Below are 26,530 nucleotides of genomic sequence, written 5' to 3'. Positions count from 1 at the left end.
CCGTCGTCGCGCCGCGTGTCTTGAGTGCGATCCGTGCCCGGCCCGTGGGCGGTCAGGATCAGGCCACCAAAAGGCAGGAGACATGAATAACAAGGCAGCACATGCATTGATCGCGGCTGGGGGGATGTTCGCCGCGAGCGCCCAGGCTGAGAACAGCCGTTACAACCTGCAGCAACCCGTCACCCACCTCGCGGAAAGCATCATGAGCCTGCACATGCTCATGTTCTGGATCTGCGTCGTGATCTTCGTGGTGGTGTTCGGCTTCATGTTCTGGTCCATCTACGCCCACCGCAAGTCCAAGGGGCATGTGGCGGCGCAGTTCCATGAGCATCTGGGCGTGGAGATCGCGTGGACCGTGATCCCCGTGCTGATCCTGCTCGGCATGGCCTGGCCCGCCACCAAGGTGGTGCTGGCGCAGAAAGACACCTCGAACCCCGACATCACCGTGAAGGTCACCGGCTACCAGTGGAAGTGGGGCTACGACTACATCAAGGGCGAGGGCGAGGGCATCCAGTTCTATTCAACGCTGTCGACACCGCGCGCCCAGATTGACCGTGGCGAGTGGAAGGGCGACAACTATCTGCTGGAAGTCGACAAGCCGCTGGTCGTGCCGGTGGGCAAGAAGGTCCGCGTGCTGACCACCGCGCAGGACGTAATCCACGCCTGGTGGGTGCCGGCACTGGGCGTGAAGCAGGATGCGATTCCCGGTTTCATCCGCGACACCTGGTTCAAGGCCGAGAAGGAGGGCTCCTACCGTGGGGTGTGTGCCGAGCTGTGCGGCAAGGAGCACGGTTTCATGCCCGTGGTGGTGGAGGTTGTGTCGGCCGAAAAGTATGCCGCCTGGGTAGCCGATCAGAAGAAGGCCGCCGCCGCGCCAGCGCCCGCCGACAAGGCGGCCGGTGCCACTGCCAACAAGACGGCCGGCTGAGTCCGCCCGCACGCCAAGAACAGGAACGGAGCCCTAAATGAGCGCAGTCAGTCACGACCCCGCCCACGCCCACCACGACGATCACCATCACCACGGCCCGAGCGGCCTGATGCGTTGGCTCACCACGACCAACCATAAGGACATCGGGAACATGTACCTGATCTTCAGCTTCATCATGTTCCTCTCCGGGGGCGTGATGGCGCTGACGCTGCGTACCGAGTTGTTCATGCCCGGCATGCAGGTGGTGCAGCCCGAATTCTTCAACCAGCTCACCACCATGCACGGTCTCGTCATGGTGTTCGGCGCGATCATGCCGGCCTTCGTCGGCTTCGCGAACTGGATGGTGCCGCTGATGGTGGGCTGCAGCGACATGGCCTTCGCGCGCATGAACCTGTGGTCCTTCTGGCTGCTGCCGCCGGCGGCGATCCTTTTGATCGGTTCCTTCTTTGTGCCGGGCGGTGCGACGGCTGCGGGCTGGACGCTGTATGCGCCGCTTTCGCTGCAGATGGGCATGGGCATGGACATGGCGATCTTCGCCATCCACATCATGGGCGCCAGCTCCATCATGGGCGCGATCAACATCGTGGTGACCATCCTGAACATGCGCGCACCCGGCATGACGCTGATGAAGATGCCGCTGTTCTGCTGGACCTGGCTGATCACCGCCTACCTGCTGATCGCCGTGATGCCGGTGCTGGCCGGCGCGGTGACGATGATGCTGACCGATCGCCACTTCGGTACCAGCTTCTTCAATGCGGCCGGCGGCGGCGACCCGGTGCTGTACCAGCACGTGTTCTGGTTCTTCGGCCACCCCGAGGTCTACATCATGATCCTGCCGGCCTTCGGCATCGTGTCGCAGATCATCCCGACCTTCGCCCGCAAGCCGCTGTTCGGTTACGCCTCGATGGTTTATGCCACGGCTTCGATCGCCATCCTGTCCTTCGTCGTGTGGGCGCACCACATGTTCACGACAGGCTTCCCGGCGGCGACGCAGTTGTTCTTCATGTACGCGACCATGCTGATCGCGGTGCCCACCGGGGTGAAGGTGTTCAACTGGATCGCCACGATGTGGAAGGGCTCGATGACCTTCGAGACGCCCATGCTGTTCGCCGTGGGCTTCATCTTCGTGTTCACGATGGGCGGCTTCACCGGCCTCATGTGCGCCATTGCGCCGGTCGACATCCAGTACCAGGACAGCTACTTCGTGGTCGCCCACTTCCACTATGTGCTGGTGGCCGGCTCGCTGTTCTCGCTGTTCGCCGGTGCCTACTACTGGCTGCCGAAGTGGACCGGTCACATGTATGACGAGAAGCTCGGCAAGCGCCACTTCTGGCTGTCGATGATCTTCTTCAACATCACTTTCTTCCCGATGCACTTCCTCGGCCTGGCCGGGATGCAGCGCCGCGTGCCGGACTACAACCCGGTATTCACCGACTTCAACGAGATCGCGACCATCGGTGCCTTCGGTTTCGGCCTGTCGCAACTGCTGTTTGCCTATGTGGTGATCAAGTGTGTGAAGGGTGGCGAGCCGGCGCCCGCCAAGCCCTGGGAAGGTGCCGAAGGCCTCGAGTGGACGGTGCCCTCGCCGGCGCCCTACCACACCTTCGAGGAACCGCCGGTCGTGCGCTGAGCCTTGCGATGAGCAGCCACGGACAGCGCCGCAATCTGCGCACCCTGTTGATCCTGGCCGCGCTGGCTGCGGGCTTCTTTGTGGCCATCATCATCAAGATCGGAGTCTTCGGGCAATGAGCCAGGCACTGGAAAACCGCCGCCTGCTGGTGCGCCTGCTGATCGCCGCAGTGGGCATGTTCGGCTTCGGCTTCGCGCTGGTGCCCTTCTACGAAAAGATCTGCGAGGTTTCGGGCATCCGCAACCTGCTGCAGCCCGACGAGGTCAGCAACAGCCAGGTGGACGCCTCTCGCGAGGTGGTGGTCGAGTTCGATGCCAACCTGCATGCGTTGGGCTGGAAGTTCCGCCCACTGCAATCGAGCATTACCGTCCACCCCGGCCAGATGGTGCGCGTGGACTACGAGGTCGAGAACACGCTGGATCGTCCGGTGACCGGCCAGGCCATTCCCAGCTACGGCCCCAAGCTCGCCGAGCAGCACTTCAAGAAGCTGGAGTGCTTCTGCTTCCGGCAGCAGACCCTGGCAGCCAACGAGAAGCGGGTGATGCCGGTGGTATTCATGATCGACGGTGCGCTGCCGGCAGACCAGAACACCATCACCCTGTCCTACACCTTCTTCGAGGTGCAGGGCGCGGTGGGAGGCTCCTGATGTCTACGGACAAGGAAAGGGCACCAGGCTTTCTCGCCACGGTCAGCGCTGTGCTGTGGTCCTTCGTGGGCCTGCGGCGGCGTAGCGGCTACCAGCAGGATGCGGCACGCCTCAAGCCCGTTCACCTGATCGTCGCCGGGGTGATCGGCGGCGTCGTTTTCGTGCTCACCATCGTAATGGTGGTGCGCCTGGTCATCGCCAATGCAGCGGTCCAGTGAGCAATCAAGGGAGTAGTGAGAGACATGAGCCAGACCTTTGAAAAATACTTCGTGCCGGACCCCTCGGCCTATCCCATCTTCGGTGCCTTCGCCCTGCTGCTGATGGGCGGCGGTGCAGCCTTCTGGGTCAACAGCCTGGAGGCCGGGCCGTGGATGGTGGCGATTGGCTTTGCCTTTCTGCTCTACATGCTGTTCGGCTGGTTCGGCCAGGTCATCAAGGAGTCGGAGACCGGCAAGTACGGCAACAACGTCGACAAGTCCTATCGCTGGAGCATGGGCTGGTTCATCTTCTCCGAGGTGATGTTCTTCGCTGCCTTCTTCGGCACCCTGTTCTATGTGCGTACGATCGGCGTGCCGCAACTGGGTGATGACCTGCACAAGCTGTTCTGGCCGGCCTTCGAGGCGGTGTGGCCGACGACCGGCCCGCACTTCACCGACATTAAGTACCTCGACATGACTTGGCCCGGCAAGGCGACGCTGGCCCTGACCCTGATGATTGCCGCGGGTGCCGCGCTGACCTATGCCCACAAGCCGCTGGAGCATGGCAAGCGTGGTCAGTTGCAACTGGTCCTGGTGCTGACCGTGGTGCTGGTGGGTCTGTTCCTGGGCGTCATGACCCTGGACTGGCTGCCGGCCATCAACACCGCGCTGCTGCTGGCCTCGGCCGCCACGCTGACCTGGGCGCACTGGTGCATCCGGCGTGGCGAGCGCGGTCAGTTCAATTTGTTCCTGGCGCTGACCATCCTGCTTGGCATCGTCTTCCTGGGCTGCCAGGTGCAGGAGTACATCCACGCCTATCACGAGGGCCTGAAGCTCTCGACTGGCATCTATGGTTCGACCTTCTTCATGATGACCGGCTTCCACGGCCTGCATGTGACCGTCGGCGCCATCATGCTGATCGTCATGCTGTTCCGCTCACTGTCCGGCCATTTCACGCCGGAGCGCCACTTCGCCTTCGAGGCGGCGGCGTGGTACTGGCACTTCGTGGATTACGTGTGGCTGCTGCTGTTCGTGTTCGTCTATATCTTGTGAGCGGGGCTGGGGCTCACTGGAACAGGTGGCCCGATACCCAGCCCATGCGGTAGATCAGCAGGATCAACAAGAAGAGCAGCAGCGACAAGCCGATACGCCAGGTCAGTGCGCGCGCGGCGCGGTCACTGCTGCTCTTGTCCTTGAGGAGCGCACGCAAGCCAGAAGCCAGCGTGACCGGGATGGCGAGCAGTAACAGGATGACGACGTAGCGCATGCTGGTCTCGGTGCGGTGGGTGGAGGCTTGAGTGTAGTGCAGCTTTGCAGGATGGAGCAGTGATCGTGGCGCGCCCTGGCTGGTTACCGTATGCGATTGGCGTGATGGCGGCGGCCCTGTTCATCAACAACGGTTTCTGGCAGTTGCGCCGGCAGGATCAGAAGCTCCTGGCGCAGGCGGAATACGACGCTGCGGCGCAGCCGCAGGCGGTGGCCGACTGTGCAGAGCTGACCGTGCCGCAGCGCGTGGTGATGCGTGGCGAATGGCAGGCGGCTGGCACGGTCTTTCTCGACAACCGCAGCTACCAGGGGCGTCCCGGATTCCATGTGCTGACGCCCTTGCGCCTCGTGGATGACGGCGGTGCGGTGATGGTGGATCGCGGCTGGTTGGCGGTGCCGGATCGACGCCGTTTGCCGGTGGTCAATACGCCCACTGGTGTGGTGGAAGTTGTCGGCAGGGTGGTGGAGCCGGCCAGCGGGGGCTTCTCGCTCGGTGAGGCGGTGGCGGAGCCGGGCATCTGGCAGCGTGTTGATCCGTTGCGCTTCAAGGAGCAGGTCAGCGGTGCCGTTGCGGCGGTGTATGTGCAGCAGGAAAGCGCGGCCGCCGATGGCCTGGTGCGCGACTGGCCGCGACCGGATTTCGGGGCAGGCAAGCATCTGGGCTATGCCTTCCAGTGGTTTTCGTTTGCAGGTGTGACGACGGGGTTGATGCTGTGGTTCGGATGGCGCAGGTACAGGAAGTCGCGGGCATGAGTCCGCCAGGAGGCACGCCGGCGATGCGCCGCAGCGGGCGGCGCACCATGTTGCTGCTGTTCCTGGTGTGTCTCGCGCCGGTGGTGGCGAGCTATTTCACCTTCTATGTGCTCAAGCCGGAGCGGCGTGCCAATTACGGCGAGCTGCTGGCGCAGCCAGTGCCGTTCTGGACGCCTGCGGAGGCAGACCCCGCCCTGCGCGGCAAATGGGTGCTGGTGGTGGGCGCCGACGTCCGTTGCGATGATGTGTGTCGCCAGCAGCTCTGGGTGACGCGCCAGGTGCGTACCGCCCAGGCCAAGGAATCGGACCGCGTGGCGCGCCTGTGGCTGCAGTCCGGTGCCGGTGCGGCTGATGCGGCCTTGCTGGCCGAGCATCCCGGCCTCGTGCTGCAGTCCGCCGATACCCGCCTGGCCGAGTTGGGCGAGCGCAGCATCGGCCTGGTCGATCCGCATGGCAAGCTGATCCTGCGCTTCCCCGCCGAGCCGGATGCCAAGCGCATGATCAAGGATCTGCAGCGCTTGCTGAAATACGTGCAGGCGGGGTGAAGCCATGATCCGCCGACTGTCCCTCGCGCTTTTTCTGCTGACCGCCGTGGTGGTGGTGTTCGGCGCCTATGTGCGCCTGTCGGATGCAGGCCTCGGCTGCCCCGACTGGCCCGGTTGCTACGGCGAACTGACCCCGCATCACGCCGCCGAAGAGATCATCGCCGAGCACACGGCCAACCCGGGCGGCCCGGTGTCGCTGGCCAAGGCCTGGAAGGAGATGATCCATCGCTATCTGGCCAGTGGCATCGGCCTGCTGATCATGGCCATCGCCTACCTGGCGTGGCGTCGCCGCGAGCGTCATGTCCTGCCGTTGGCCTTGTTTGCGCTGGTCTGCCTGCAAGGTGCTTTCGGCGCGTGGACCGTGACCATGCGCCTGATGCCCGTCGTCGTGACCACCCACCTGCTGTTGGGCATGGGCCTGCTGGGCCTGGTGTGCTGGCTGGCCCTGCGCGAATGGCAAATCGGCAAGGTCGAGCTACGGCAGGCCTGGGCGCTGCGCCTGGGACTGGCATTGTTGTTCGTGCAGATCGCGCTGGGCGGTTGGGTGTCGACCAACTACGTGGCGCTGGCCTGCATCGACTTTCCGACCTGTCACGGCGCCTGGGTACCGGCCGAGATGGATTTCCGCAGCGGTTTCAGCCTGTGGCGCGAACTCGGGATGAGCACGACGGGCGAGGCATTGTCCGCCGCGGCGCTGGTCGCCATTCATTGGGCGCATCGCCTGGGCGCCCTGCTGATTGGTGGCTACCTGCTCTGGCTTGGCCTGTTCCTGACGCGCCAGCCGGGCTTGCGCGTCAATGGTTGGGCCCTGATTGCAGGCGTGATGCTGCAGATCGCACTGGGTATCGCCAACGTGTTGATGATGCTGCCCATTCCGCTGGCGGTCGGGCACAACGCCGGCGCCGCCTTGCTGGTGATGCTGATGGTATGGACCAACTACCGCGCGCGTCCGGCCGCGGTGCTTGCCGGGGAGACGGGCCATGCGCGCCTTGCCACTTGAAGTTGCCACCCTGCGTGAACGCTTGCAGGCCTACGTCGCCCTGACCAAGCTGCGCGTCAACTCACTGATCGTGTTCTGCGCGGTGATCGGCATGTTCCTCGGCGTGCCCGAGGGCCTGCCTCCCTTGCTGACGGTGCTGGCTGCCACTCTGGGCATCGCTCTGGTAGCCGCCGCGGCGGCGGCCATCAACTGCCTCATCGAGCAGCGCATCGACGCGCAGATGGCGCGCACGCGCGCGCGCCCCTTGCCGCGCGGGGTGCTGTCAGGGCAGGAGACCGTGCTGATCTCCGGCGTGCTGGGCGGGGCCGGTCTGTCCCTGCTGTTCCACGCGGTGAACCCCTTGACCATGTGGCTGACGCTGGCCACCTTCGTCGGCTACGCGGTGATCTACACCCTGTTGCTGAAGCCCTATACGCCACAGAACATCGTCATCGGCGGCGCCTCCGGCGCGATGCCGCCGGTGCTGGGCTGGGCCGCAGTCACCGGCGAGGTCAGTGCCGACGCCTGCCTGTTGTTCCTCATCATCTTCGCGTGGACGCCGCCGCATTTCTGGGCGCTGGCGCTGTACCGCACGGCCGACTACGCACGTGCCGGCCTGCCCATGTTGCCGGTCACCCACGGCGCCGAGTTCACCCGCCTGCAGGTGCTGCTCTATACGCTGATCCTGTGCGCCGTGACCCTGCTGCCTTTTGCCATCGGCATGAGCGGCTGGCTCTACCTCGTGGCGGCGCTGGTGCTCAACGCGATCTTCGTGGCCTATGCCCTGGGTCTGTTGCGGCGCTACAGCGACGAACTGGCGCGGCGTACCTTCCGCTACTCGATCCTGTACCTGTCGCTGCTGTTCGCGGCCCTGCTGGCGGATCACTATCTCAAGTAGCGTGGCGGGCGCGTAGAATCGCGCCAGCCCGTTCGCCAAACTCCGCCATGCTTTCTCGCCGCCTGTTCCTCGTCGCTGCCGCCTCGTCGCTGGTCGCCTGCGTGCGCGACGACAAGCCCCAGTTCAACAACGTCGATATCACCGGCGCCGACTACGGTGCGGCACTCAAGCTGCCCGATGCCGACGGCAAGCTGCGCACCATGAAGGACTTCGAGGGCAAGGTGGTGGCCGTGTTCTTCGGTTTCACCCATTGCCCTGACGTGTGTCCCACCAGCCTGGCCTTGTTGGCCGACGTGATCAAGCGCCTGGGCCCGGACGGCGAGCGTGTGCAGGCGGTGTTCGTATCGGTCGATCCCGAACGCGACAATCCGCAGCAACTGGGCGCGTATGTGAAGGCTTTCAATCCGACCTTCATCGGTCTTGCCGGCACGCCCGAGCAGACCGCAGAGGTGGCCAAGGCCTTCAAGGTGTTCTACCAGAAGGTGGGCGACGTGGCCTCCGGCAACTACAACATCGACCACACGGCCGGCACCTACCTGTTCGACCCCAAGGGTCGCACCCGCCTGTTCGTGCGCCACGGCGAAACGCCGGAACGGCTGATGGCGGATATCAAACTGCTGCTGGCGGGCCGCTAGCTCTGCCTGCTCCCGAGTCGAAGGCCGATCCGTTTTTGCTCTTGAGGCGCAGACCTTGCCACACAGACGAAACCTTTCGCCTAGGGTCTGTTCACAAATACCCCGCCGGTTGCGCTGAGGGTGAATGGCGCGCAGATCAAGGCGCTGAGTTTCCACCCCTGACGACGCAATGCCGCCAGCCTTGCCAGGAGTGGCAACGCCGAGATGCGGGCTGATCTTGGCAAACCTCACCCCCAGCCCTTCGGGTGGTTCGCTGCGGCCGTCCAGCTGCGTTGCGCTCGTCGCCAAGGGCACCACCCTTGGCTTCCTCGCGGCGCCTGGCTGGAACGACCGCAGCGAACCACCCAATCCGGTGCGGTAAATGTGAACAGACCCTAGCCTTCACGCTGGCTCAGAAAGTGGCCGCTCGCCTGTGTGCGGTCCCCGCGCTTGTTTGAACGTGGTGCGGCCATGGCAGCCTTCATGCAAGGCTTGAGTGGCGAGACGGCGCCTACATCCGCCATATTGGCGCGCGCTCGATCAGCATGTCGGCATACCAGATGGCACGCGTGCAGACGATCGCGTCGAGCGCGCGCAGCCAGCGTGGCGGCAGGCCGGAGAGGCCGCACAGCGCACCCATGACGCTGCCGAGGATGGCGCCGGTGGTATCGGCGTCGCCGCCGCGATTGACTACGTCGATCAGGGCGGACTCGAAGTCGTCGTTGATGTCCATCGCCTGTAGCAGCGTGCGCATGCTGTCGACGATGTAGCCGGTGGGATTGTGTGCGCGGCGGCCGCGGAAGCGGAATTCGGGTTGTGCGGCTACCAGGTGATGGGCTTCGCGCATGACGCCCTTGATGCCTTCCCCCTTCACGGCGGCCTGGATCATGGCGACGATGGCCAGCGTGGCGGCATCGGTGAGCGGGTTGTGGTGGGTCACGCGGGCCTGGTCCAGCGTGGCCTGGCGGATGCGTTCGGGCGCGGCACCCAGCAGGCGCAGGGCGACCGGGGCGCTGCGCATGGTGGCGCCGTTGCCGGCGTCGCTGGAGGGCGGCACGCAGGGCTCGCCACTGTGGCGGAAGCGCACGATGCCGCGCCGCACGGTGTTGCCGATGTCGATGGGCTTGGCGCGCATCCAGGCGTCGAAGGCGCGGGCGAAGTCCGTGGCGTCGGCCTGCTCGCGGGCGAGCAGGGCGTCGGCCAGCGCGAAGGCCATGGTGGTGTCGTCGGTGACCTGGCCTGGCTTGAGGCGCAACCAGCCGGCACCGCGGATGCGGTCATGCACGCCCCATTTGGCGCGGATCTCGGAGGGGGTCAGGAACTCGACCGTAGCGCCCAGCGCATCGCCCAAGGCCAGGCCCAGCAGGGCACCGCGGGCGCGGTTGCGCAGTGCTTCGTGCGGAGACGTGGCGATGGGCGAGGAGGGCGTGGCGAGCCCTCTGTCCGGCATGTGCCGTGCAGGGGCCTGCAGGCCTGCGTCTTCCACGACCGTTTCCATCTCCCGCTCCTCTCGCGGGGCCTGCGGGGCGCAAGCTGCGGCCCCCGGATGTCGGCTCGCGCCGGCGCTACACGCGATGCGGCCGCATCACGCGCGGCGCTGGTGCGAATCCGGGTGCCGCAGTCGTCCGGCCTTCAGCAGGCCATTCCAAACCGCACGCAGGGCGTCCGGGACGAACTCCATCGCGTGCTCACAATCAGGCTGGATGCCGGCGGCCTCCAGTTTGTGCCAGGGGTCGATGCCGACGCGCGCGCACAGCATCACCTCGCAGTCGGCCAGGGCGCGCAGGCTGCGCGCGAACTTGTCTTCGGCCGGAGCCTCGTCGCAGTCGGCGGGGCCGGTGCAGTAGGGCGCCGTGCTGCGCTGCTCGACGATCTGAATGCCATGGGCATCGACGTCGTAGATGTGGAAGGCTTCGACATGACCGAAGTGCTGGTCGATCATCGCACCGTCACGGCTGGCCACCGCCATGCGTACCCGGCGGCCCTGGGGCAGCGGGCGCGGCAATTGGATGGTGTGGACCTGGGCGGGTGCTTGGCTGCGGCGGCGTGCCAGGTCGGCGGAAATCGCCTCCCGCAGGGCGACGCGGCGCTGCAGGGCCGCGACCTCATCCACTTCGATCTCGGCGATGCGCTCCAGTGTGAAGTCGGCGCTGCGGTCCTCGCCAAGCATGCCGACGGCATCCGCCCGGCATTGCTGGCAGTGCGTCATCAAGCGCATCTCGCCGGCGCATTGCTCCTGCACCGCGCGCAGTTCCTGCTGAGTCGGCCCGCGCTGGCCGTTGAGGCCGAAATGCGTGCCGTGCGCAGGGTCGGAGATCAGCGGCATCACGTTGTGCAGGAAGGCGCCCTTGGCACGCACCACGCGCGACAGCTCGGCCAAGTGCTGATCGTTGATGCCAGGGATCAGCACCGAGTTCACCTTCACCAACACGCCGCGCGCGACCAGCATCTCCAGCCCGCGCTGCTGCTGCTCGATAAGGATGGCGACGCCTTCGCGGCCGCTCACGCGACGCTTGTTCCAGATGATCCTGGGGTAGATCTGCGCGCCGATGTCCGGGTCCAGGCAGTTGATCGTGATGGTCACGTGATCGATGCCCAGCGCGACGATCTCGTCGACGTACTGCGGCAGCATCAGCCCGTTGGTGGACAGGCACAGGCGCAGGTCTGGCGCGCGCTGCTTCAGCTCGCGAAAGGTGTCGAAGCTGCGCTGTGGATTGGCCAGGGCGTCGCCGGGTCCGGCGATGCCCACCACGCTGAGCTGCGGGATGGCGTCGGCCACGACCAGGGTCTTCTTGACCGCCTGCTCGACGGTGAGCACTTCCGAGACCACGCCAGGACGCGATTCGTTGGAGCAGTCGAACTTGCGGTTGCAGTAGTTGCACTGGATGTTGCAGGCCGGTGCCACCGCGATATGCATGCGGGCGAAGTGGCGGTGGGCCTCCTCGGAGTAGCAGGGGTGGTCCTCCACCCGCTGGCGGAGGCTGTCCGGCAGCGCCGCCGTCTGGCTGGCGTCAGCGCCGCAGCGGCTGGCGCTGCAGCCCGTGGATGACAATGGCGTTCCGGTGAGCGAGGCAGGCATGGGGGGCTCCGCGTGATTCAGGTATCTGCCGGTGAATCCGCAAAGCCTGTGCCGGCTGGCGTTGGCTCATTCAAAACAACGACTTGCGCAAAAGGCCCCGGAGAACTTGTCGGCTTGGCGACAGCGCGGCGTGTGAGGAAGGCCACAGGCGGGGGCGGAAGTCGGACGCGCCATGTCCGTCATTCCTGCGAAAGCAGGAATCCAGTGTCGTTCGTTGCGTGGCCTGATCGCACGAACAAGCAAAGCCGCTGGGTCCCTGCCTGCGCAGGGACGACGGGCTGGGGTTTGAGCTCGCTTGCGGCGCCGCGTGCCGCGCGCCTATTCGTCCCTGGCGCCCAGAACTCAGATCTGCCGCACCTCGATGGCCAGGGTCTGGATGCGATAAGCGATCTGGCGCGGTGTCATGTTGAGCAGGCGTGCAGCCTTGGCCTGGACCCAGCCGGCCTGTTCCAGCGCAGCGATGACGCGGGTGCGTTCGTCCAGCGTGGGGTCGTCGAGGTCGACGCGCGGGCCACCCATGGCGGCGGTTTCGCGGTGGCGGTCGATGCGGATCAGGTCGGCGTCGATGTGGCCGTTCTCCGACATCACGGCGGCGCGCTCCAGGCAGTTCTCCAGCTCGCGCACATTGCCGGGCCAACTGTATTGGGTGAGGCGGGTGATGGCAGCCTCGCTGAGGTCCAGCGGACGCCCCTGGTTGTGCGCGATGCGGGTGATCAGGTGGCGCGCGATCTCGGGTACGTCTTCCAGGCGCTCGCGCAGCGCGGGCAGGGTGATCGGCATCACGTTGAGGCGGAAGTAGAGGTCTTCGCGGAAGCGGCCTTCATCCACTGCGTCTTCAAGGTCGCGGTGGGTGGCGGCGATCACCCGCACGTCGATCTTGATGGTGCGGGCGCCGCCCACGCGCTCCAGCTCGCCTTCCTGCAGCACGCGCAGCAGCTTGGCCTGGAAGGCGGGTGAAATCTCGCCGATCTCGTCGAGGAAGATGGTGCCGCCGTCGGCCAGCTCGAAGCGGCCTTTGCGGGTCGATACCGCACCGGTGTAGGCCCCTTTCTCGGAACCGAAGAGTTCGGACTCCAGCAGGTTTTCGGGCAGCGAGGCACAGTTGAGGCGCACATAGGGGCCGCGCGCGCGCGGCGAGTTGTAGTGGATCGCGTTGGCGATCAGTTCCTTGCCGGTGCCGGTCTCGCCGCGGATCAGCACGGTGGTGTTCCAGCGGCAGACCATGCGTACCTGCTCGAAGATGCGGCGCATCGCGGACGAGTGGCCGACGATGTTGTCGAAGCCGTGCTGGGCGCGCACGGTGCGGCGCAGGGTGTCGCGCTCCTCGGCGATGTTGCGTTTCTCCTGCGCGACGTCGAGCGAGAGCTTGAGCGACTGGCCGATCAGGTTGGCGACCATCTCGACGAAGCGCGCGCGGCGCTCCAGCAGGCCGTCTTCCAGGCGGTTGGGCTGCACTGCGAGTACGCCCTGCAGGCTGCCGCCGACGTGAATGGGGGCGGCGATGAAGGGGAGGCGCCGCTCGTAGATGCCAAGCCGATTGAGGAAGCGCGGGTCACCCTGGATGGCGGGTAGCGCGACGGTCTTGCCTTCCTCCAGGATGAGCCCCATCACACCCTCGCCGGCGCGGTAGCGCACCGGTTCGCGGCTGGGGTCGAAGTCACCTTCGTCCACGCCTTGCACCGTGTTGACGACGAGGTCGCCGCTGTCCGGATCGAGCACGCTGATCATGCCGCGGGTGAGGCCCGCCGCTTCTTCCAGGGTGCGCAGCACTTCCTGTGGGGCCTGTTTGACGTCCAGCGTGCGCGACAGCGCCACGCTGACCTGATAGAGCGTCTCCAGTTGCATCCGGAGAAGGACGCTTTCCGCATCCGTTGCCATGGGCGAAACCTTCCGTACTGCGGTGTGGGGGGCGGGTTCAGGCTGCATGACCCGCGCGGTGGGTCTGTGCGTCCCACTCGGCGTGCCGGCGCAGGGGGAGAGTGACGATTGCAATGCAGCCTCCTTGTGGGGCGTCCACGAGTTCGATACCACCGCCATGATCGACGGCCACCTGTTGAGCCGCGGTGAGCCCGGTTCCCAGATGGTTGCCCTGGCCCTTCTTGGTGGTGAAGAAGGGCTCGAATGCCTTGAGGCGAAGATCAGGGGCAAGGCCCGGGCCGCTGTCCTCGACCTGGATCACCACGCAGTCGTCGCGGCTCGCCGTGCGGATGGCCAGTTCGCGGCGCGTCCAGCCCTTGCTGTTCATGGCGTCGATGGCATTGTCGACCAGCGCCTTGAGCATGGTGCGCAGGCGCGTGGGCATGCCGGGCAGGGCGGGCAGCACGGTTTGCGGCGCCCACTCGGCAGCCACCCCGGTATGCAGGAAGCGGCCGGCCGACAGGTCCAGCACATCGCGCACTGCTTCGTTCAGGTTCACCGCGGTGGCCGCTTCCGGCAGCGCGGGGGGAATCGCGGCGCGCAGCGTCTCCAGCGCGGTCTGCCCGGCCTGCAATGCTTCCATCATGGCGGTCTGGGCCGGGTCGCAGCCGCGCCGGCCCATCAGCGTGAGCACGGAGTTCAGCACGTTGAGCGGCCCCTCCATCTGGTACACGGCGGCAGCAAGGCCTTCACGCAGCTCCTGCCGGCGCGTCTCTTCGGACATCAGCGCCTGCAGGGCGGCGACGCGTGCGCGCTCCTGCTCCATGAGCTGGCGGCTCACGTCCTTGGCCACCAGCAGCAGGAAGGGGTCTCCGCCACCGCTGTAGAAGGCATCGGCCGTGGCGTGGTCGTTATGCACCCACACGGCGGAGCAGGCGAACCAGCGCGGCGCGCGCCAGTGTGGCCGGTCGAGGCGGATCTGGCGTTCGGTGAAGGCATGGGCGCCAGGGCGGAAGGGGCCGAAGCCGCTGCCCAGCTCCTTGCGGATCGCGTCCAGGATGATGCCCGCCGGCTCCTGCATGCCCAGGTCGGCCATCAGTGCCTTGTAGGCCTGGTTGTCCAGCACCACACGGTCTTCCATGTTGAGCAGCGCGAGCACCAGCGGCGCACTGTCGACCACCGATTCGATCAGCGCCTTCTGGTTGCGCACTGTGCATTCGAGCTGGTGCAGCTCGGTCACGTCGCGGTGCAGCCCGAGGAAGTGCGCGAGCTTGCCGGCCTCGTCGAGCACCGGGGTCACGGTCAGGTCGGCCAGGTAGGGCGTGCCGTCCTGGCGGCGGTTGACCAGGCGGCCGTGCCAGGCTTGCTTGCCGGTGATCTGTTTCCACATCGCTTGGTAGACCTCGGGCGGGGTCACGCGATTCGAGAGGATCGAGGGCTTCTCGCCCAGCGCGTCGGCGGCGGAGTAGCCGGTGGTGCGCGTGAAGGCCGGGTTCACATATCCGATGCGCGCCATCGCGTCGGTGATCATGATGCCGATGTCGGCTTGCTCGACGGCCGCCTGGAACAAGGCGGGCGGAATGCCCATGGCATTTTCCGGCATGGGGGCGGGCGCAGCTTGCGCGCCGGGCGCGGCTTCGTTGGCTGTGCGTGCACGGGAGTTCTTCCGGGTGCTGGGCATGGCTTCTTCCGACAGTGATTCAGTCCGTCATGACGCAGCAATCATGCCTGTGCGGCGATGCCGGCAAGGCCTTGGCGTGCGCGCTTGAGGTAGGTCAACGGGGCGGGTGCGCGGGGAGCATTTGCCACATCTCGATGCTTGCTTGTCGGGTCTGCGACAGCCCGCTCGCCCCGGTCGACGGCCCCTCGCACTCCCTGTCGAGCGCCCGGATCACCGAGCCAGTCAGTGTTTCCGCACCTGGGCGGGGCATGCATTGTCGTGATTGGCATGCTCCCTGCACCAAAGGCGACAGGAGGTTCGACGAGACATGGGTGAGTACCTGATCCTGCTGGTGGGCACCGCGCTGGTGAACAACGTGGTGATGATGAAGTTCCTGGGGCTGTGCCCCTTCATGGGTGTGTCGCGCAATATGGATAGCGCGCTGGGCATGGGCATGGCCACCACCTTCGTGATCACCGTGGCTTCCGGCGCTGCCTGGGCGCTCGATCACTACCTGCTGGCGCCACTGGGGCTCACCTCGCTGCGCATCCTCACCTTCATCCTGGTCATTGCGGCCACCGTGCAGTTCATCGAGGCGGTGATCAAAAAGACGATGCCGGCGCTGTACCGCGCCTTGGGCATCTACCTGCCGCTGATCACCACCAACTGCGCGGTGCTGGGGGTCGCCTTGCTCAACGTGCAGGAGGGCAATGGCCTGGTGCGCTCGCTCGTGTATGGCTTCGGCTCCGCACTGGGCTTCACCCTGGTCATGGTGATGTTCGCCGGTCTGCGCGAGCGCCTGGCCCTGGCGCGTGTGCCGGAGGCCTTCGACGGCGTGCCCGTGACCTTCGTGCTGGCCTCGCTGTTGGCGCTGGCCTTCATGGGCTTCTCCGGCCTCAACTTCTCTTGAGCGGAAAGGACAGTGAGCATGAGCGGCATTCTGAGTCTGAGCATCCTGGGACTGACCCTGGGCCTGCTGCTGGGTTATGCGGCACGTGTCTTCGCCGTGGAAGCCGACAGCATGGCGGTGGAGATCGCTGCGCTGATGCCCGGCACCAATTGCGGTCAATGCGGACTGGCAGGCTGCACTGCAGCCGCCGAGGCGATGGTCAATGGCGAGGTCGCGGTGACGGCCTGCCCCGGCGGTGGCGCGGCCCTGGCGCGTGCGATCGCCGAGAAGCTGGGCGTGACGCTGAGTCTGGATGGTGTAGAGAGCGGACCGCAGGTCGCGCATGTGCAGGAAGACATCTGCATCGGCTGCGGTAAATGCATGAAGGGCTGCACCACCGATGCCATCGTCGGCGCAGCCAAGCAGATCCATGGCGTGCTGCATGAGGCCTGCACCGGCTGCGCGGCCTGCGTGGATGACTGCCCGACCGGTGCCATCGCGCTGCAGCCCCTGCCACAGAGCCTGCGCGACTGGAACTGGGCACGTCCTGCCTTTGCCTGAACGGAGACCCGCCATGGGCATTTTCGACAAGATCATGGGTGTGCGCTGGGGCGTGCATCCGCACGACGACCACAAGCGACCGGCTGCCGATGTGCCGCTGCGCGTGATGCCGATTCCCGCACGTCTCGCGGTGCCCTTGCTGCAGCATGTCGGCGCGCCCGCCAAGCCGGTGGTGAGCGTCGGTGATCGTGTGCTGCGCGGCCAGCGCATCGGCGTCGCGCAAGGGAACGTCTCCGCGCCGGTGCACGCGCCCAGCTCGGGCGTGGTGACGGCCATTGGCCCGATCACCGCGCCGCATCCGTCGGGTCTGCCATTCGATGCCATCGGCATCGAATGTGACGGGCTGGACGAGGCGGTGGCGGCCGAGGTCCAGCCTGACCCCTTCGCGCTGGACGCGGACGAGGTGGCCCGTCGCATCGCCGCGGCCGGCGTGGTGGGCCTCGGGGGCGCCACCTTCCCGTCCGCGCCGAAGGCGCAGCTCGGGCGCAAGCATGCGGTGCAGACACTGATCATCAATGGCGGCGAGTGCGAGCCCTATCTGTCGAGTGACGACAGCGTGATGCGCGCACGCGCCGACGAGGTCATCGACGGAGTACGCATCCTGATGCATGCGACGGGGGCCCGCGAGGCCCTGGTGGGGATCGAGGACAACAAGCCCGAGGCCATCGCGGCGATGCGCGTGGCGGCCGAGCCGTATGCCGCGATCCAGATCCGCCCGGTACCGGCGCGCTACCCCATGGGTTCGGACCGCCAACTGGTGCAGGTGCTGACCGGCAAGGAAGTACCGGCCGGCGCGCGCACCGCCACCATCGGCGTGCTGGTCAACAACGTCAGCACCTGCGCGGCGATCCATCGCGCGCTGCGTCATGGCGAAGGCCTGTATCGCCGCATCGTGACCGTGAATGGCGGCGCAGTGGCCGCGCCAGGCAATGTGTTGGCGCCCATCGGTGTGATGGTGGAGGACCTGCTGGCCTTCGTCGGCCTCAAGGAGAGCCCCGCGCGCCTGGTGATGGGCGGACCGATGATGGGGCTGGCCTTGCCACATGCGCAGGTGCCGACGGTCAAGGCTTGCGGCGGCATCCTCGCGCTGACCGCGCAGGAGATCGCGCGCCCGGACCCCAGCCCCTGCATCCGCTGCGGAAGTTGCGTGTCGGCCTGCCCGATGGGACTGCTGCCGCTGGAAATCGCGGCGCGGGTGCGCAGTGGTGACTATGCGGCGGCCGAATCGCTGAAGCTGGACGACTGCCTCGCCTGCGGTTCCTGCGCCTACGTATGCCCTTCGCATCTGCCGCTGGTGCATGCGTTCTATCACGCCAAGGGTGAGGTCTGGTCGCGCGCGCAGCAGAAGAAGCGCATGGAATTCACCAAGGGCCTGGCGCAGGCGCGGCAGGCCCGGCTGGAGCGTGAGGCGCGCGAGCGCGCCGAGGCAGCGGCGCGGCGCAAGGCGGAGCGCGCCGCGCAGAAGGCCGCCAGTCCGGCATCGGCGGCGGAATGATCAGGAGAACGAGCGTGAAGGGGTACGCATGAACACGGGTGTCCATGGTCTGCCGGCAGTGGCCGCGTCGCCGCACGCCAGCCAACTGGGCAGCGTCGGCAAGGTGATGGGCAAGGTGATGCTGGCGCTGTTGCCGGCGACCTTGTGCGGCTTCTGGTACTTCGGTTGGCCGGCCTTCAATCTGTGGCTCATCACCGTGGCCGCGGCCCTGCTGGGCGAGGCCTTGTGCCTGCAGGTGCAGGGCAAGCCGATGCGCGCGGCCCTGCTCGATGGTTCGGCCATGCTGACCGGGTGGCTGCTGGCGATGTCGCTGCCACCCTGGGCGCCGTGGTGGATCGGTCTGGTGGGTGGTCTGTTCGCCACCGCCATCGGCAAGCAACTGTTCGGCGGGCTGGGCTGCAACCTGTTCAACCCGGCCATGGTGGCGCGGGTGGCGCTGCTGGTGTCCTTCCCGGTGGCGATGACCCAATGGGTCGCCCCGTTGGGCCAGGTGGGGCTGGCCGCGCCAGGTCTGGCCGAGGGCCTGCACATCAGCTTCGCCGGCAGCATGCCGGACGCCTACACCAGCGCCTCCCTGCTCGGCCAGGCGAAGACCGAGCTGGCGCGTGGCGTGGATCTGCTGCACACCTTCGCCGCTGGCCTGCCACTGTCGGTTACCGGCATGCGGCCGGGCAGTCTGGGCGAAACCGGCGTCCTGCTGATCGCCGCGGGGGGGGGGGCGATGCTGGCGATGGGCCTCATCTCCTGGCATATCCCGCTCGCCATGCTGGCGGGCATTGCGCTGCCGGCGGCCATCGCGCATGGCGTCAATCCGGCGCGCTACCTCGATGCGGGGGCACACCTGCTGTCTGGCGCGGCGGTGTTGGGGGCCTTCTTCATCGCGACCGATTACGTCACCTCGCCCTCCACGCGCATGGGCCAGCTCGTGTTCGGGGCCGGCTGCGGCCTCCTGACCTGGTTGATCCGGACTTATGGCGGCTATCCGGAGGGCGTGGCCTTCGCCGTACTGTTGATGAACGCGCTGACCCCAGCCATCGACCGTTTGTTGCAGCCGCGCATCTACGGCCGCGATCGCCGTGGCGAGCCGCTGGATCTGCGCCAGGAGAAGCCATGAGTACCACCTGGAGGCGGGAGGTGCTGCGCGAGCGCATCCCTTACCACGGCGGCCTGCTTGGCGCGGCCTGCATGCTGACCAGTGCGGCGCTGATCAGCGCTGCAGCGCTGACCGGGCCTGCCATCGAGCGCGCCGCGCAGGCGGACCTGCAGTCCTCGCTGCAACAAGTGCTACCACCGGGACTGGCCGACAACGATCTGCTGCAGGACACACTTGAGGTGGCCGAGCGGGGGCGCCGCGTCACGGTCTATCGTGGCCGCAAGGCTGGCGTGTTCAGCGCGGCGGTATTCCAGCACAGCGCACGCGGATATGCCGGCGACATCGTGGTGCTGATCGGCGTCGATGCGACGGGCACGGTGACCGGGGTGCGCGTGCTCAAGCATGCCGAGACGCCGGGCCTGGGCGACAAGATCGAGCCGGCCAAGGCTGACTGGATCCACGGTTTCGAGAAGAAGTCCCTGGACAGCCTGCCACTGGCGCGCTGGGGTGTGAAGAAGGATGGCGGCGAGTTCGACCAGTTCGCCGGCGCCACGATCACCCCGCGCGCGGTGGTCAAGGCGGTGAAGGAGGGCCTGCAGTTCTATGCCGCGCACCGCGCGGAGATCGCCGGGCCGGCACAAGCGACGGGAGCAGCGCAATGAGCGAGAACTCGACGAGCGGGGCTGCGCCTGGCCGCATCCTGCGTGACGGTTTGTGGGATCAGAACGTGGTGTTCGCGCAGTTGCTGGCGATGTGCCCGGCGATGGCGGTGACCACCTCCGGCACCAATGGCCTGGGCATGGGCCTGGCGACCACGGCGGTGCTGGTGCTGTCGAACATGCTGATCTCGTCCATCCGTAAATGGGTGGCCGATCAGGTGCGCATTCCCGTCTTCATCGTGGTCATTGCCACCCTGGTGACCCTGACCGACATGGCCTTGAATGCCTGGCTGCACGAGTTGTACAAGGTGCTGGGCCTGTTCATCGCGCTGATCGTGGTGAACTGCGCGATCCTCGGTCGCGCCGAGGCCTTCGCGTCGAAGAACGGGGTGCTGGCCTCCGCCGTGGATGGGCTGGCGATGGGGCTGGGTTTCACCTTCGCGCTGACGCTCATGGGGCTCACCCGCGAGCTGCTGGGCAGCGGCACGCTGTTCGCCCAGGCCAGTCTGCTGCTGGGCCCGCACTTTGCCTTTCTGGAGACGAAGGTGATGCCCGACTATGGCGGCGTGCTGATGATGATCCTGCCGCCCGGGGGCTTCCTGGTGCTGGGCATGTTGCTGGCTGGCAAGCGCATCCTGGAACGGCGTCTGAGCCGGGATGGCAAGGCTGCGGCACAGGCCATGCACTGCTCGGCTTGATCCCATCCTGTTCAGGAGATGATGATGAAAGTGGCTGTGGCCTATACCGAACCCGGCGTGCAAGCCTGGCTGCACGTCGAGGTGTCCGAGGAAGCCAGCGTGCGCGAGGTGATCGAGCGCTCGGGCATCCTGCAGAAGTATCCGCACATTGATCTCGCCACGCAGCGCGTGGGCATCTTCGGCAAGCCGGCCAAGCTGGATGCGGTGCCGCGCGAGGGAGATCGTATCGAGATCTATCGTCCCATTGTCTGCGATCCGCAGAGCGTGCCGCGCCGGCCCGGCTTCGAGCTGGAGCAGGACGAATAGGGGCGCCCGCGGGGGCGCCGACACGAGCGCATGGAACGGCCATGTCCGTGCCCGGTTCGGGAATCATCCCGCCCGGACATGGGCATGGCCGGCTCCTGTCTTGCTACCGGATGAAGCTTTCGTCATTCCCGCCGAGGGGCGGGTGCCCAGCCTTATGCCATCAAGGCCTGCAGCCAGTGGCGCTGCAAGCGCGCGCGGCGTGTCTCCATCATCTGCGTGCGGATGCGGTCGCGCAGTTCGGCCAGGCGCGGTTCGCTGGCCGGCAGGATGGCTTCGCATAGCAACAGGTGCAGCCCCATCGGAGACTCCACGACGGGCGAGATCTCACCTGCCTGCATGCGGAACAACTGCGCGTCCAGCGTCGGGAAGAGCTGGCCGGACGGAACCTCGCCGATCAGCCCGCCGGCGGTGGCGCTGGGGCATTCGGAGTGACGCGTGGCGAGCGTGGTGAAGCGCTGTGCCTCGCCGCCGCAATCAGCCCTCAGGCGTTCTACGCGGGCATATGCGGCCTGGCGCGTGTTCTCGGAGTAGGCCTCATTCACCGTGATCAGCAGGTGGCGCACCCGCCGCCGCTCAGGTTTGGCCAGGCGTGTCGCGTTCAGGTGGAAGAAGATTTCCACTTCCAGCGCCGACACGGGTGTCGCGGTGGCCGAGACGATCTCCAGTACCGCCTCGACATGCAGTTCGCGCGCGATCTCCTCGCGCAGCGCAGGGAGGTTGAGCCCCTGGGTGCCGAGCGCACGCACGAACTCCAGCTCGGTGGCGTAGCGCGCGCGGATGGTGTCGAGTGCGGCTTCCACGGCGGCGCGCGAGATGATCACGCGGGCGGCCTCGGGCGTCGTCAGCACGCGTGCCTCGATGCGCTGTTGCTCGGCCACGATGCGGTGCACGCGAGCGAGCTGGGTCGTGTCCAGTGCGGCGGGCAACAGCCCGAACTGTGCCTGGGCGTGCTTGAGCGTGAGATAGGGCGTGGGCTGCAGCATGCTGCTCGTGGCCGAGCTGGCGCGGGCGGCGTGCTCAGGCATGCTGCACCTCCTCCTTGGCCACCGGGGAGGGTTCCAGCGCGGCTTCGCGCACGATCAGAGGATGCCCCGGCAGGCCATCGAAATGCACGTGGTAGACGACGCCCCACTCGGTGTCGCGCAGGACCTTGAGAATCTCGCCGCTGCCGCCCGCCGGCACGCGGATCTCGCCATCGACGGCCAGGTCGCGGGTGCAGATGACGCGCTCGCGCGTCTCGAAACGCGTGGGAATCCAGGTGGCGGTGGCGGGGATCACCTCTTCCTCACGGCAACCCACGAGACGGCCGGTGTCGAGGAAGTGCAGCGAGTAGATGACCTGCTCGCCGAGAAAGCTGCCGATGTCGAGCACGGTACCTACGCTGCCGCGTCGTACCAGCAACTCGCCGCGTTCCGCGCCGGGAAAACTGCCGTCGTCGCGCAGGTTGCGGATCACCCGCAGCTCGTCGCCGATGTCGTAGAGGGGCTTCATGTGCTCCTCCGCCCGATGGCGCTGAGCGGCACCGTGGCGATGCCGCGCGCGCGCTTGAAGACGCGGAACACCCCCTCGGTCAGCGCGTCGGAATGTTCGAAGTCGGTGTAGGCCCGCAACAGCGCGGCACGCCAGCGAGCGTGCTCGGGCGTCTCGTCGCCGCGCAGGTAGTCGTGGAAACGCTGCAGGATGTGCAGGCGATTCGTGCGCACCACGGCTGGCGAGTAGGGGATGGCGAAGAAGTCGAGGAAGTCCTCGGCCGACTCCAGCTCTGCCAGTTGCTCGGCAAGCGAATCCGGGTTGTCGATCTTGAGCGTTGCGCTGTCCATGCGGGCCTCGTCGTACATCCGCCGGCGCCGGATGCGCAGGCTTCAGTACGATTCAGCAAGGACGGTGCCACTCCGGCGAGCCGGCCGGAAACCCCTGCCGCATGGGGTCTGGCAGCAAAGCGCGCGGGTAGGCATTGTCCTGCTTGCCGCAGGCGGGAGTGCGATTGTCGTAAACCTCCCAAGTTCGCTGCGTGTGCGGGCGCGGCTATCTCCGCATGTTGAATGCCTGGCCTAGTCCGTCATTCCTGCGACAGCAGGAATCCAGTGTTTCTCGTGGAGATCCCGGGTGGGGTGGTGCCGCTAAAGTCGCTGGGTTCCTGCTTTCGCAGGAACGACGAGACGTATCCCCTGGGCCAGAAATGAAAGGGGCCGCTTGCGCGGCCCTTCGTGACACAAGACAGCCCGGAATCAGAGACCGGCGTCTGCACGCAGCGCAGCCGCCTTGTCCGTGGCCTCCCACGTGAACTCCGGTTCGTCGCGGCCGAAGTGGCCGTAGGCGGCGGTCTTGGTGTAGATCGGACGCAGCAGGTTGAGCGACTGGATGATGCCCTTGGGACGCAGGTCGAAGTGCTTTTCGATCAGCGCCACGATCTTGTCGTCGCTGACCTTGCCCGTGCCGAAGGTGTTGACGTTCAGCGACACCGGGCGCGCCACGCCGATGGCATAGGCCACCTGCACCTCGATGCGCTCGGCTAGACCGGCGGCGACGATGTTCTTGGCCACGTAGCGGCCGGCGTAGGCGGCGGAGCGGTCGACCTTGGACGGGTCCTTGCCGGAGAAGGCGCCGCCACCGTGACGGCCCATGCCGCCGTAGGTGTCGACGATGATCTTGCGACCGGTCAGGCCGCAGTCGCCGTGCGGGCCGCCGACGACGAAGCGGCCGGTCGGGTTGATCAGGTACTTCACGTTGCCCGTCAGCAGTTCCTTGGGCAGCACCGGCTTGATGATCTCTTCGATCACGGCTTCGGAGAGTTGAGCGTGCGACACCTCGGGGCTGTGCTGCGTCGACACCACCACGGTGTCGATCGCCACCGGCTTGCCGTCGACGTACTTGACCGTCAGCTGGCTCTTGGCGTCCGGGCGCAGCCAGGGCAGGCGGCCGTCCTTACGCACTTCGGCCTGGCGCTGCATGATGCGGTGCGCGTAGTAGATCGGCAGCGGCATCAGGCTGGGCGTCTCGTTGCAGGCGTAGCCGAACATCAGGCCCTGGTCGCCGGCGCCCTGTTCCAGGTCCAGGCCTTCGCCTTCGTTCACGCCTTGCGCGATGTCCGGCGACTGGCGGTTGATGGCGGTCAGGATGGCGCAGCTCTTGTAGTCGAAGCCGATGTCCGAACTGTCGTAGCCGATGCGGCGCACGGTGTCCTGCGCGATCTCGCGGTAGTTGATGTGGCCGGTCGTTGTGATTTCGCCCGAGATCACTACCAGGCCGGTCGACACCAGCGTCTCGCAGGCCACGCGGCCGCGCGGATCGACGGCCAGGATGGCGTCGAGGATGGAGTCCGAGATCTGGTCGGCGACCTTGTCGGGGTGACCTTCCGAGACCGACTCGGAGGAGAAGAGATATTCATTGGCCATGATTGCGCTCCAAAAGAAAAACCCCGGATATCGTCGGCGCGGCCGACTCCGGGGTTTCGAGCGGTCGACGCTTTAGCAGTATTTTTGCGTTCCGTTTCCGGCGACGCCCGCCCTGCAAGTTGTCTTTAACTCGGCGGTCATGGACAAAATTATCCTTGCAGCTTGCCGCCATGGCAAGCCCATGCCGGATAATTCGTCCTTTCGTCTGTCTTGTCCGCCATGCTGACCCGCCTTGTTCTCGCTTTCATCTGGTTGCTGCACTGGTTGCCCTTGCCTGTTCAGGCCGCGTGCGGCTGGGTCTTGGGCCGGGTGTTGTACTTCCTGGTGGGCTCGCGCCGGCGCGTGGTGCTGACCAATCTGCGCCTGTGTTTCCCCGCCTTGTCGGAGGCGGAGCGTCGCCAGTTGGCGAAACGGGTGGTGGTGGCGGTGATCCGCTCCATGCTGGAGCGCGGCATCATCTGGTGGAGCTCGCCGGCGCGCATCCGCCGCCTGGTCGAGATGCGCGGACTGGAGAAGCTGCAGGCGCTGCGCGACGCGGGGCATGAAATCATCATCCTGCTGCCACACTTTGTCGGCCTGGACATGGCCGGCACGCGCCTGAACCTGGAGATCGACCTGGTCACCATGTATTCGGCACAGAACGACAAGCTGCTGGAGAAGATGCTGCTCCACGGCCGTACCCGCTTCGGCAAGCAGGTGCTGGTGTCGCGCCAGGAAGGCGTGCGCGCGGCGGTCAAGGCGATGCGTGGCGGGATTCCGATGGGCATCCTGCCGGACATGGATTTCGGCCCCAAGGAGTCCGTCTTCGTACCCTTCTTCGGCGTGCCGGCCGCCACCATCCCGGCCGTGCCGCGCATCGCACGGCTGGCCAAGGCGACGGTGATCCCGCTGGTGGTGCGGCAGAAGCCCTGGGGGCAGGGCTACCTGGCAGAGTTCCGCGAGCCCTGGGCCGATTACCCGACCGAGGATGTGGTGGCGGACACGGCGCGCATGAACGCCTTCATCGAGGCCGAGGTGGCCCTGCAGCCAGACCAGTACTACTGGGTGCACAAACGCTTCAAGACCCGCCCCGAGGGCGAGGCCAAGGTGTATTGAGATGAGCTTCCGCAACCCGTCCGAGGGCGACATTGCCGAGCTGCTGCGCAAGGTGCGTACGGTGGCCGTGGTGGGCCTGTCGCCCAACCCGGCGCGGCCCAGTCATCGTGTGGCGGCCGCCATGCAGCGCCAGTTCGGCTGGAGGATCGTGCCGGTGCGGCCCCTGGTGACCGAAGTGCTGGGAGAGCCGGCCTACGCCTCGCTGCGTGACATCCCGTTTCCAGTCGACCTGGTCGATGTGTTCCGCGCGGCTGACCAGATCACGCCCATCGTCGATGACTGCATCCTGATCGGTGCGCCACGCCTGTGGCTGCAGGACGGCGTGGTCAATCCGGCCGAGGCGTTGCGCGCGCAGGCTGCGGGCATCCAGGTGGTGATGGATCGCTGCGTGTGGCGTGACGCGGTGCAGTTGCTGGTCTGACCTGCGATAATCCACCGATGAAACTCCGCTTCACCAAAATGCAGGGCCTGGGCAATGACTTCGTCGTCATCGACGCGATCAACCAGGCCGTCGAACTGAGCCCGGGGCAGGCGCGCCACCTGGCTGACCGCCGCTTCGGCGTGGGCTGCGACCAGATCCTGATCGTCGAGCGGCCGCACCAGGCCGGCGTCGACTTCCGTTACCGCATCTTCAATGCCGACGGCAGCGAGGTCGAGCAGTGCGGCAATGGTGCGCGCTGCTTCGTGCGCTTCGTCGTCGACAAGCAACTGACCACCAAGGCCGAGATCCGCGTCGAGACCAAGTCCGGCGTGATCACGCCGCGCCTGGCCGAAGGTGGCCTGGTCACGGTCGATATGGGCGTGCCGGTGTTCGAGCCGGCGCGCGTGCCCTTTGTGTCCGATTCCGCCGCCGTGGTGCAGCCGCTGGAGCTGCCGGATGGCACGACGCTGGCGATCACCGCCGTCTCCATGGGCAACCCGCACGCGGTGCAGGTGGTGGCCGACGTCGATGCGGCACCGGTGACCGAGCAAGGGCCCTTGATCGAACATCATGTGCGCTTCCCGGCGCGCGTGAATGCCGGCTTCCTGCAGGTGCTGGACGAGCACGCCATCCGCCTGCGCGTGTTCGAGCGTGGCTCGGGCGAGACCCTGGCCTGCGGCACCGGCGCCTGCGCCGCCGTGGTGGCGGGTATCCAGCGCAATCTGCTGACTTCGCCGGTACGCGTAGCGACGCGCGGCGGCGAGCTCACCATCGCCTGGGCCGGCCCCGGCATGCCGGTGCAGATGACTGGTCCGGCCGTTTCCGTCTTCGACGGCGAGATCGAACTTCCTTCCATTTGACCCACG

General features: G+C 66.5%; 30 protein-coding genes. 21 read left to right on the top strand and 9 right to left on the bottom strand.

The genetic code is table 11. The features are described from left to right. Positions 1 to 82: 82 nt before the first annotated feature. The 6 genes from coxB to NMB43_RS16815 are packed head-to-tail and all read left to right on the top strand — an operon-like array spanning position 83 to position 4,454. Entirely contained in the window at positions 83 to 928 is an 846-nt protein-coding gene (gene coxB, locus NMB43_RS16840; RefSeq protein ID WP_494349321.1) for a cytochrome c oxidase subunit II, read from the top strand. A 37-nt stretch (positions 929 to 965) separates the two neighbouring features. After that, positions 966 to 2,558: a cytochrome c oxidase subunit I gene (gene ctaD / locus NMB43_RS16835; protein ID WP_494349320.1), complete on the top strand. Its 1,593-nt coding sequence runs from the start codon at positions 966 to 968 to the stop codon at positions 2,556 to 2,558. Positions 2,559 to 2,566: 8 nt separating this feature from the next. Continuing rightward, positions 2,567 to 2,677: a cytochrome oxidase small assembly protein gene (locus NMB43_RS16830; RefSeq protein WP_494349319.1), complete on the top strand. Its 111-nt coding sequence runs from the start codon at positions 2,567 to 2,569 to the stop codon at positions 2,675 to 2,677. Continuing rightward, positions 2,674 to 3,204 (top strand): cytochrome c oxidase assembly protein, encoded by a 531-nt coding sequence (locus NMB43_RS16825; RefSeq protein ID WP_494349318.1) that lies wholly within the window; start codon positions 2,674 to 2,676, stop codon positions 3,202 to 3,204. Before NMB43_RS16830 ends, NMB43_RS16825 begins: the two co-directional genes overlap by 4 nt. Further along, on the top strand, positions 3,204 to 3,422 hold the full coding sequence (locus NMB43_RS16820) for a DUF2970 domain-containing protein (protein WP_494349317.1): 219 nt from the start codon (positions 3,204 to 3,206) through the stop codon (positions 3,420 to 3,422). Before NMB43_RS16825 ends, NMB43_RS16820 begins: the two co-directional genes overlap by 1 nt. Before the next feature lie 24 nt (positions 3,423 to 3,446). Next, positions 3,447 to 4,454: a cytochrome c oxidase subunit 3 gene (locus NMB43_RS16815; protein ID WP_494349316.1), complete on the top strand. Its 1,008-nt coding sequence runs from the start codon at positions 3,447 to 3,449 to the stop codon at positions 4,452 to 4,454. A 13-nt stretch (positions 4,455 to 4,467) separates the two neighbouring features. On the opposite strand, the gene NMB43_RS16810 is transcribed toward NMB43_RS16815, so the two are convergent. Further along, positions 4,468 to 4,668, bottom strand: coding sequence for a twin transmembrane helix small protein (locus tag NMB43_RS16810; protein ID WP_494349315.1), 201 nt, complete (start codon positions 4,666 to 4,668; stop codon positions 4,468 to 4,470). Positions 4,669 to 4,733: 65 nt separating this feature from the next. Here NMB43_RS16810 and NMB43_RS16805 point away from each other — a divergent pair, with 65 nt between their 5' ends. Genes NMB43_RS16805 through NMB43_RS16785 form a run of 5 tightly spaced genes read left to right on the top strand, consistent with a single transcriptional unit; the run spans position 4,734 to position 8,477 of the window. After that, positions 4,734 to 5,420, top strand: coding sequence for an SURF1 family protein (locus NMB43_RS16805; RefSeq protein ID WP_494349314.1), 687 nt, complete (start codon positions 4,734 to 4,736; stop codon positions 5,418 to 5,420). Next, positions 5,417 to 5,965 (top strand): redox-active disulfide-containing membrane protein, encoded by a 549-nt coding sequence (locus NMB43_RS16800; RefSeq protein ID WP_494349313.1) that lies wholly within the window; start codon positions 5,417 to 5,419, stop codon positions 5,963 to 5,965. The genes NMB43_RS16805 and NMB43_RS16800 overlap by 4 nt, the downstream gene beginning before the upstream one ends. Positions 5,966 to 5,969: 4 nt before the next feature. Then, the gene (locus tag NMB43_RS16795; protein WP_494349312.1) at positions 5,970 to 6,965 is read left to right on the top strand and encodes a COX15/CtaA family protein; all 996 of its coding nucleotides are present in this window, start codon (positions 5,970 to 5,972) and stop codon (positions 6,963 to 6,965) included. Continuing rightward, positions 6,946 to 7,842 (top strand): heme o synthase, encoded by an 897-nt coding sequence (gene cyoE / locus NMB43_RS16790; protein ID WP_494349311.1) that lies wholly within the window; start codon positions 6,946 to 6,948, stop codon positions 7,840 to 7,842. Before NMB43_RS16795 ends, cyoE begins: the two co-directional genes overlap by 20 nt. A gap of 47 nt (positions 7,843 to 7,889) precedes the next feature. Then, positions 7,890 to 8,477: an SCO family protein gene (locus NMB43_RS16785; RefSeq protein ID WP_494349310.1), complete on the top strand. Its 588-nt coding sequence runs from the start codon at positions 7,890 to 7,892 to the stop codon at positions 8,475 to 8,477. Positions 8,478 to 8,967: 490 nt separating this feature from the next. Here NMB43_RS16785 and draG read toward each other — a convergent pair whose 3' ends face one another. The 4 genes from draG to nifL all read right to left on the bottom strand — a co-directional run bounded on the left by draG (position 8,968) and on the right by nifL (position 15,073). Continuing rightward, the gene (gene draG / locus NMB43_RS16780) at positions 8,968 to 9,954 is read right to left on the bottom strand and encodes an ADP-ribosyl-[dinitrogen reductase] hydrolase (RefSeq protein WP_494349309.1); all 987 of its coding nucleotides are present in this window, start codon (positions 9,952 to 9,954) and stop codon (positions 8,968 to 8,970) included. 87 nt (positions 9,955 to 10,041) lie between these two features. Beyond that, entirely contained in the window at positions 10,042 to 11,535 is a 1,494-nt protein-coding gene (gene nifB, locus NMB43_RS16775) for a nitrogenase cofactor biosynthesis protein NifB (RefSeq protein WP_494349308.1), read from the bottom strand. A gap of 342 nt (positions 11,536 to 11,877) precedes the next feature. After that, a complete protein-coding gene (gene nifA / locus NMB43_RS16770) occupies positions 11,878 to 13,380 on the bottom strand; it encodes a nif-specific transcriptional activator NifA (protein WP_494349307.1) in 1,503 nt (500 codons plus the stop codon). 70 nt (positions 13,381 to 13,450) lie between these two features. After that, positions 13,451 to 15,073: a nitrogen fixation negative regulator NifL gene (gene nifL, locus NMB43_RS16765; RefSeq protein WP_494349306.1), complete on the bottom strand. Its 1,623-nt coding sequence runs from the start codon at positions 15,071 to 15,073 to the stop codon at positions 13,451 to 13,453. A 307-nt stretch (positions 15,074 to 15,380) separates the two neighbouring features. On the opposite strand from nifL, the gene rsxA reads away from it, so the two are divergent. The 7 genes from rsxA to NMB43_RS16730 are packed head-to-tail and all read left to right on the top strand — an operon-like array spanning position 15,381 to position 20,753. Further along, entirely contained in the window at positions 15,381 to 15,962 is a 582-nt protein-coding gene (gene rsxA / locus NMB43_RS16760; RefSeq protein WP_494349305.1) for an electron transport complex subunit RsxA, read from the top strand. A gap of 18 nt (positions 15,963 to 15,980) precedes the next feature. Beyond that, positions 15,981 to 16,502, top strand: a complete 522-nt coding sequence (locus NMB43_RS16755; protein ID WP_494349304.1) for an RnfABCDGE type electron transport complex subunit B — start codon at positions 15,981 to 15,983, stop codon at positions 16,500 to 16,502. A gap of 13 nt (positions 16,503 to 16,515) precedes the next feature. Beyond that, positions 16,516 to 17,997, top strand: a complete 1,482-nt coding sequence (rsxC, locus tag NMB43_RS16750) for an electron transport complex subunit RsxC (protein WP_494349303.1) — start codon at positions 16,516 to 16,518, stop codon at positions 17,995 to 17,997. Between the two features lie 28 nt (positions 17,998 to 18,025). Beyond that, the gene (locus NMB43_RS16745) at positions 18,026 to 19,111 is read left to right on the top strand and encodes an RnfABCDGE type electron transport complex subunit D (RefSeq protein WP_494349302.1); all 1,086 of its coding nucleotides are present in this window, start codon (positions 18,026 to 18,028) and stop codon (positions 19,109 to 19,111) included. Further along, entirely contained in the window at positions 19,108 to 19,752 is a 645-nt protein-coding gene (rsxG, locus tag NMB43_RS16740; protein WP_494349301.1) for an electron transport complex subunit RsxG, read from the top strand. Before NMB43_RS16745 ends, rsxG begins: the two co-directional genes overlap by 4 nt. Then, complete coding sequence (locus tag NMB43_RS16735) at positions 19,749 to 20,447, top strand: electron transport complex subunit E (protein WP_494349300.1); 699 nt, start codon at positions 19,749 to 19,751, stop codon at positions 20,445 to 20,447. Before rsxG ends, NMB43_RS16735 begins: the two co-directional genes overlap by 4 nt. A 24-nt stretch (positions 20,448 to 20,471) precedes the next feature. Then, the gene (locus NMB43_RS16730; RefSeq protein ID WP_494349299.1) at positions 20,472 to 20,753 is read left to right on the top strand and encodes an RnfH family protein; all 282 of its coding nucleotides are present in this window, start codon (positions 20,472 to 20,474) and stop codon (positions 20,751 to 20,753) included. 152 nt (positions 20,754 to 20,905) lie between these two features. On the opposite strand, the gene nifM is transcribed toward NMB43_RS16730, so the two are convergent. From nifM to metK, 4 genes are all read right to left on the bottom strand, one after another. Continuing rightward, entirely contained in the window at positions 20,906 to 21,778 is an 873-nt protein-coding gene (gene nifM / locus NMB43_RS16725; protein ID WP_494349298.1) for a nitrogen fixation protein NifM, read from the bottom strand. After that, positions 21,771 to 22,244, bottom strand: a complete 474-nt coding sequence (locus NMB43_RS16720) for a nitrogen fixation protein NifZ (protein ID WP_494349297.1) — start codon at positions 22,242 to 22,244, stop codon at positions 21,771 to 21,773. Before NMB43_RS16720 ends, nifM begins: the two co-directional genes overlap by 8 nt. Then, entirely contained in the window at positions 22,241 to 22,573 is a 333-nt protein-coding gene (nifW, locus tag NMB43_RS16715) for a nitrogenase-stabilizing/protective protein NifW (RefSeq protein ID WP_494349296.1), read from the bottom strand. The genes NMB43_RS16720 and nifW overlap by 4 nt, the downstream gene beginning before the upstream one ends. 408 nt (positions 22,574 to 22,981) lie before the next feature. After that, the gene (gene metK / locus NMB43_RS16710) at positions 22,982 to 24,148 is read right to left on the bottom strand and encodes a methionine adenosyltransferase (RefSeq protein ID WP_494349295.1); all 1,167 of its coding nucleotides are present in this window, start codon (positions 24,146 to 24,148) and stop codon (positions 22,982 to 22,984) included. Between the two features lie 222 nt (positions 24,149 to 24,370). Between metK and NMB43_RS16705 the strand changes: the two genes are divergently transcribed. Genes NMB43_RS16705 through dapF form a run of 3 tightly spaced genes read left to right on the top strand, consistent with a single transcriptional unit; the run spans position 24,371 to position 26,524 of the window. Next, complete coding sequence (locus NMB43_RS16705) at positions 24,371 to 25,243, top strand: lysophospholipid acyltransferase family protein (protein WP_494352162.1); 873 nt, start codon at positions 24,371 to 24,373, stop codon at positions 25,241 to 25,243. Position 25,244: 1 nt separating this feature from the next. Then, positions 25,245 to 25,664, top strand: a complete 420-nt coding sequence (locus tag NMB43_RS16700) for a CoA-binding protein (protein ID WP_494349294.1) — start codon at positions 25,245 to 25,247, stop codon at positions 25,662 to 25,664. Between the two features lie 17 nt (positions 25,665 to 25,681). Continuing rightward, the gene (gene dapF / locus NMB43_RS16695; protein ID WP_494349293.1) at positions 25,682 to 26,524 is read left to right on the top strand and encodes a diaminopimelate epimerase; all 843 of its coding nucleotides are present in this window, start codon (positions 25,682 to 25,684) and stop codon (positions 26,522 to 26,524) included. Positions 26,525 to 26,530 lie beyond the last annotated feature (6 nt).

The sequence above is a fragment of the Uliginosibacterium sangjuense genome, assembly GCF_059132465.1.
Note: the sequence above shows the minus strand (reverse complement) of the source record. Positions and strands in the feature narration are given on the sequence as shown.

Excerpts from the sequence above, each read along its gene's own strand:
- rsxA (WP_494349305.1), top strand. The coding sequence starts at position 15,381 with ATGGGTGAGTACCTGATCCTGCTGGTGGGCACCGCGCTGGTGAACAAC.
- nifM (WP_494349298.1), bottom strand. The coding sequence starts at position 21,778 with ATGCCTGAGCACGCCGCCCGCGCCAGCTCGGCCACGAGCAGCATGCTG.
- NMB43_RS16745 (WP_494349302.1), top strand. The coding sequence starts at position 18,026 with ATGAACACGGGTGTCCATGGTCTGCCGGCAGTGGCCGCGTCGCCGCAC.
- NMB43_RS16720 (WP_494349297.1), bottom strand. The coding sequence starts at position 22,244 with ATGAAGCCCCTCTACGACATCGGCGACGAGCTGCGGGTGATCCGCAAC.
- NMB43_RS16795 (WP_494349312.1), top strand. The coding sequence starts at position 5,970 with ATGATCCGCCGACTGTCCCTCGCGCTTTTTCTGCTGACCGCCGTGGTG.
- draG (WP_494349309.1), bottom strand. The coding sequence starts at position 9,954 with ATGGAAACGGTCGTGGAAGACGCAGGCCTGCAGGCCCCTGCACGGCAC.
- NMB43_RS16730 (WP_494349299.1), top strand. The coding sequence starts at position 20,472 with ATGAAAGTGGCTGTGGCCTATACCGAACCCGGCGTGCAAGCCTGGCTG.
- NMB43_RS16785 (WP_494349310.1), top strand. The coding sequence starts at position 7,890 with ATGCTTTCTCGCCGCCTGTTCCTCGTCGCTGCCGCCTCGTCGCTGGTC.
- nifW (WP_494349296.1), bottom strand. The coding sequence starts at position 22,573 with ATGGACAGCGCAACGCTCAAGATCGACAACCCGGATTCGCTTGCCGAG.
- NMB43_RS16825 (WP_494349318.1), top strand. The coding sequence starts at position 2,674 with ATGAGCCAGGCACTGGAAAACCGCCGCCTGCTGGTGCGCCTGCTGATC.
- NMB43_RS16820 (WP_494349317.1), top strand. The coding sequence starts at position 3,204 with ATGTCTACGGACAAGGAAAGGGCACCAGGCTTTCTCGCCACGGTCAGC.
- nifB (WP_494349308.1), bottom strand. The coding sequence starts at position 11,535 with ATGCCTGCCTCGCTCACCGGAACGCCATTGTCATCCACGGGCTGCAGC.
- nifL (WP_494349306.1), bottom strand. The coding sequence starts at position 15,073 with ATGCCCAGCACCCGGAAGAACTCCCGTGCACGCACAGCCAACGAAGCC.
- NMB43_RS16700 (WP_494349294.1), top strand. The coding sequence starts at position 25,245 with ATGAGCTTCCGCAACCCGTCCGAGGGCGACATTGCCGAGCTGCTGCGC.
- rsxG (WP_494349301.1), top strand. The coding sequence starts at position 19,108 with ATGAGTACCACCTGGAGGCGGGAGGTGCTGCGCGAGCGCATCCCTTAC.
- cyoE (WP_494349311.1), top strand. The coding sequence starts at position 6,946 with ATGCGCGCCTTGCCACTTGAAGTTGCCACCCTGCGTGAACGCTTGCAG.
- dapF (WP_494349293.1), top strand. The coding sequence starts at position 25,682 with ATGAAACTCCGCTTCACCAAAATGCAGGGCCTGGGCAATGACTTCGTC.
- rsxC (WP_494349303.1), top strand. The coding sequence starts at position 16,516 with ATGGGCATTTTCGACAAGATCATGGGTGTGCGCTGGGGCGTGCATCCG.
- NMB43_RS16815 (WP_494349316.1), top strand. The coding sequence starts at position 3,447 with ATGAGCCAGACCTTTGAAAAATACTTCGTGCCGGACCCCTCGGCCTAT.
- metK (WP_494349295.1), bottom strand. The coding sequence starts at position 24,148 with ATGGCCAATGAATATCTCTTCTCCTCCGAGTCGGTCTCGGAAGGTCAC.
- NMB43_RS16830 (WP_494349319.1), top strand. The coding sequence starts at position 2,567 with ATGAGCAGCCACGGACAGCGCCGCAATCTGCGCACCCTGTTGATCCTG.
- coxB (WP_494349321.1), top strand. The coding sequence starts at position 83 with ATGAATAACAAGGCAGCACATGCATTGATCGCGGCTGGGGGGATGTTC.
- NMB43_RS16810 (WP_494349315.1), bottom strand. The coding sequence starts at position 4,668 with ATGCGCTACGTCGTCATCCTGTTACTGCTCGCCATCCCGGTCACGCTG.
- ctaD (WP_494349320.1), top strand. The coding sequence starts at position 966 with ATGAGCGCAGTCAGTCACGACCCCGCCCACGCCCACCACGACGATCAC.
- NMB43_RS16735 (WP_494349300.1), top strand. The coding sequence starts at position 19,749 with ATGAGCGAGAACTCGACGAGCGGGGCTGCGCCTGGCCGCATCCTGCGT.
- NMB43_RS16800 (WP_494349313.1), top strand. The coding sequence starts at position 5,417 with ATGAGTCCGCCAGGAGGCACGCCGGCGATGCGCCGCAGCGGGCGGCGC.
- NMB43_RS16755 (WP_494349304.1), top strand. The coding sequence starts at position 15,981 with ATGAGCGGCATTCTGAGTCTGAGCATCCTGGGACTGACCCTGGGCCTG.
- nifA (WP_494349307.1), bottom strand. The coding sequence starts at position 13,380 with ATGCAACTGGAGACGCTCTATCAGGTCAGCGTGGCGCTGTCGCGCACG.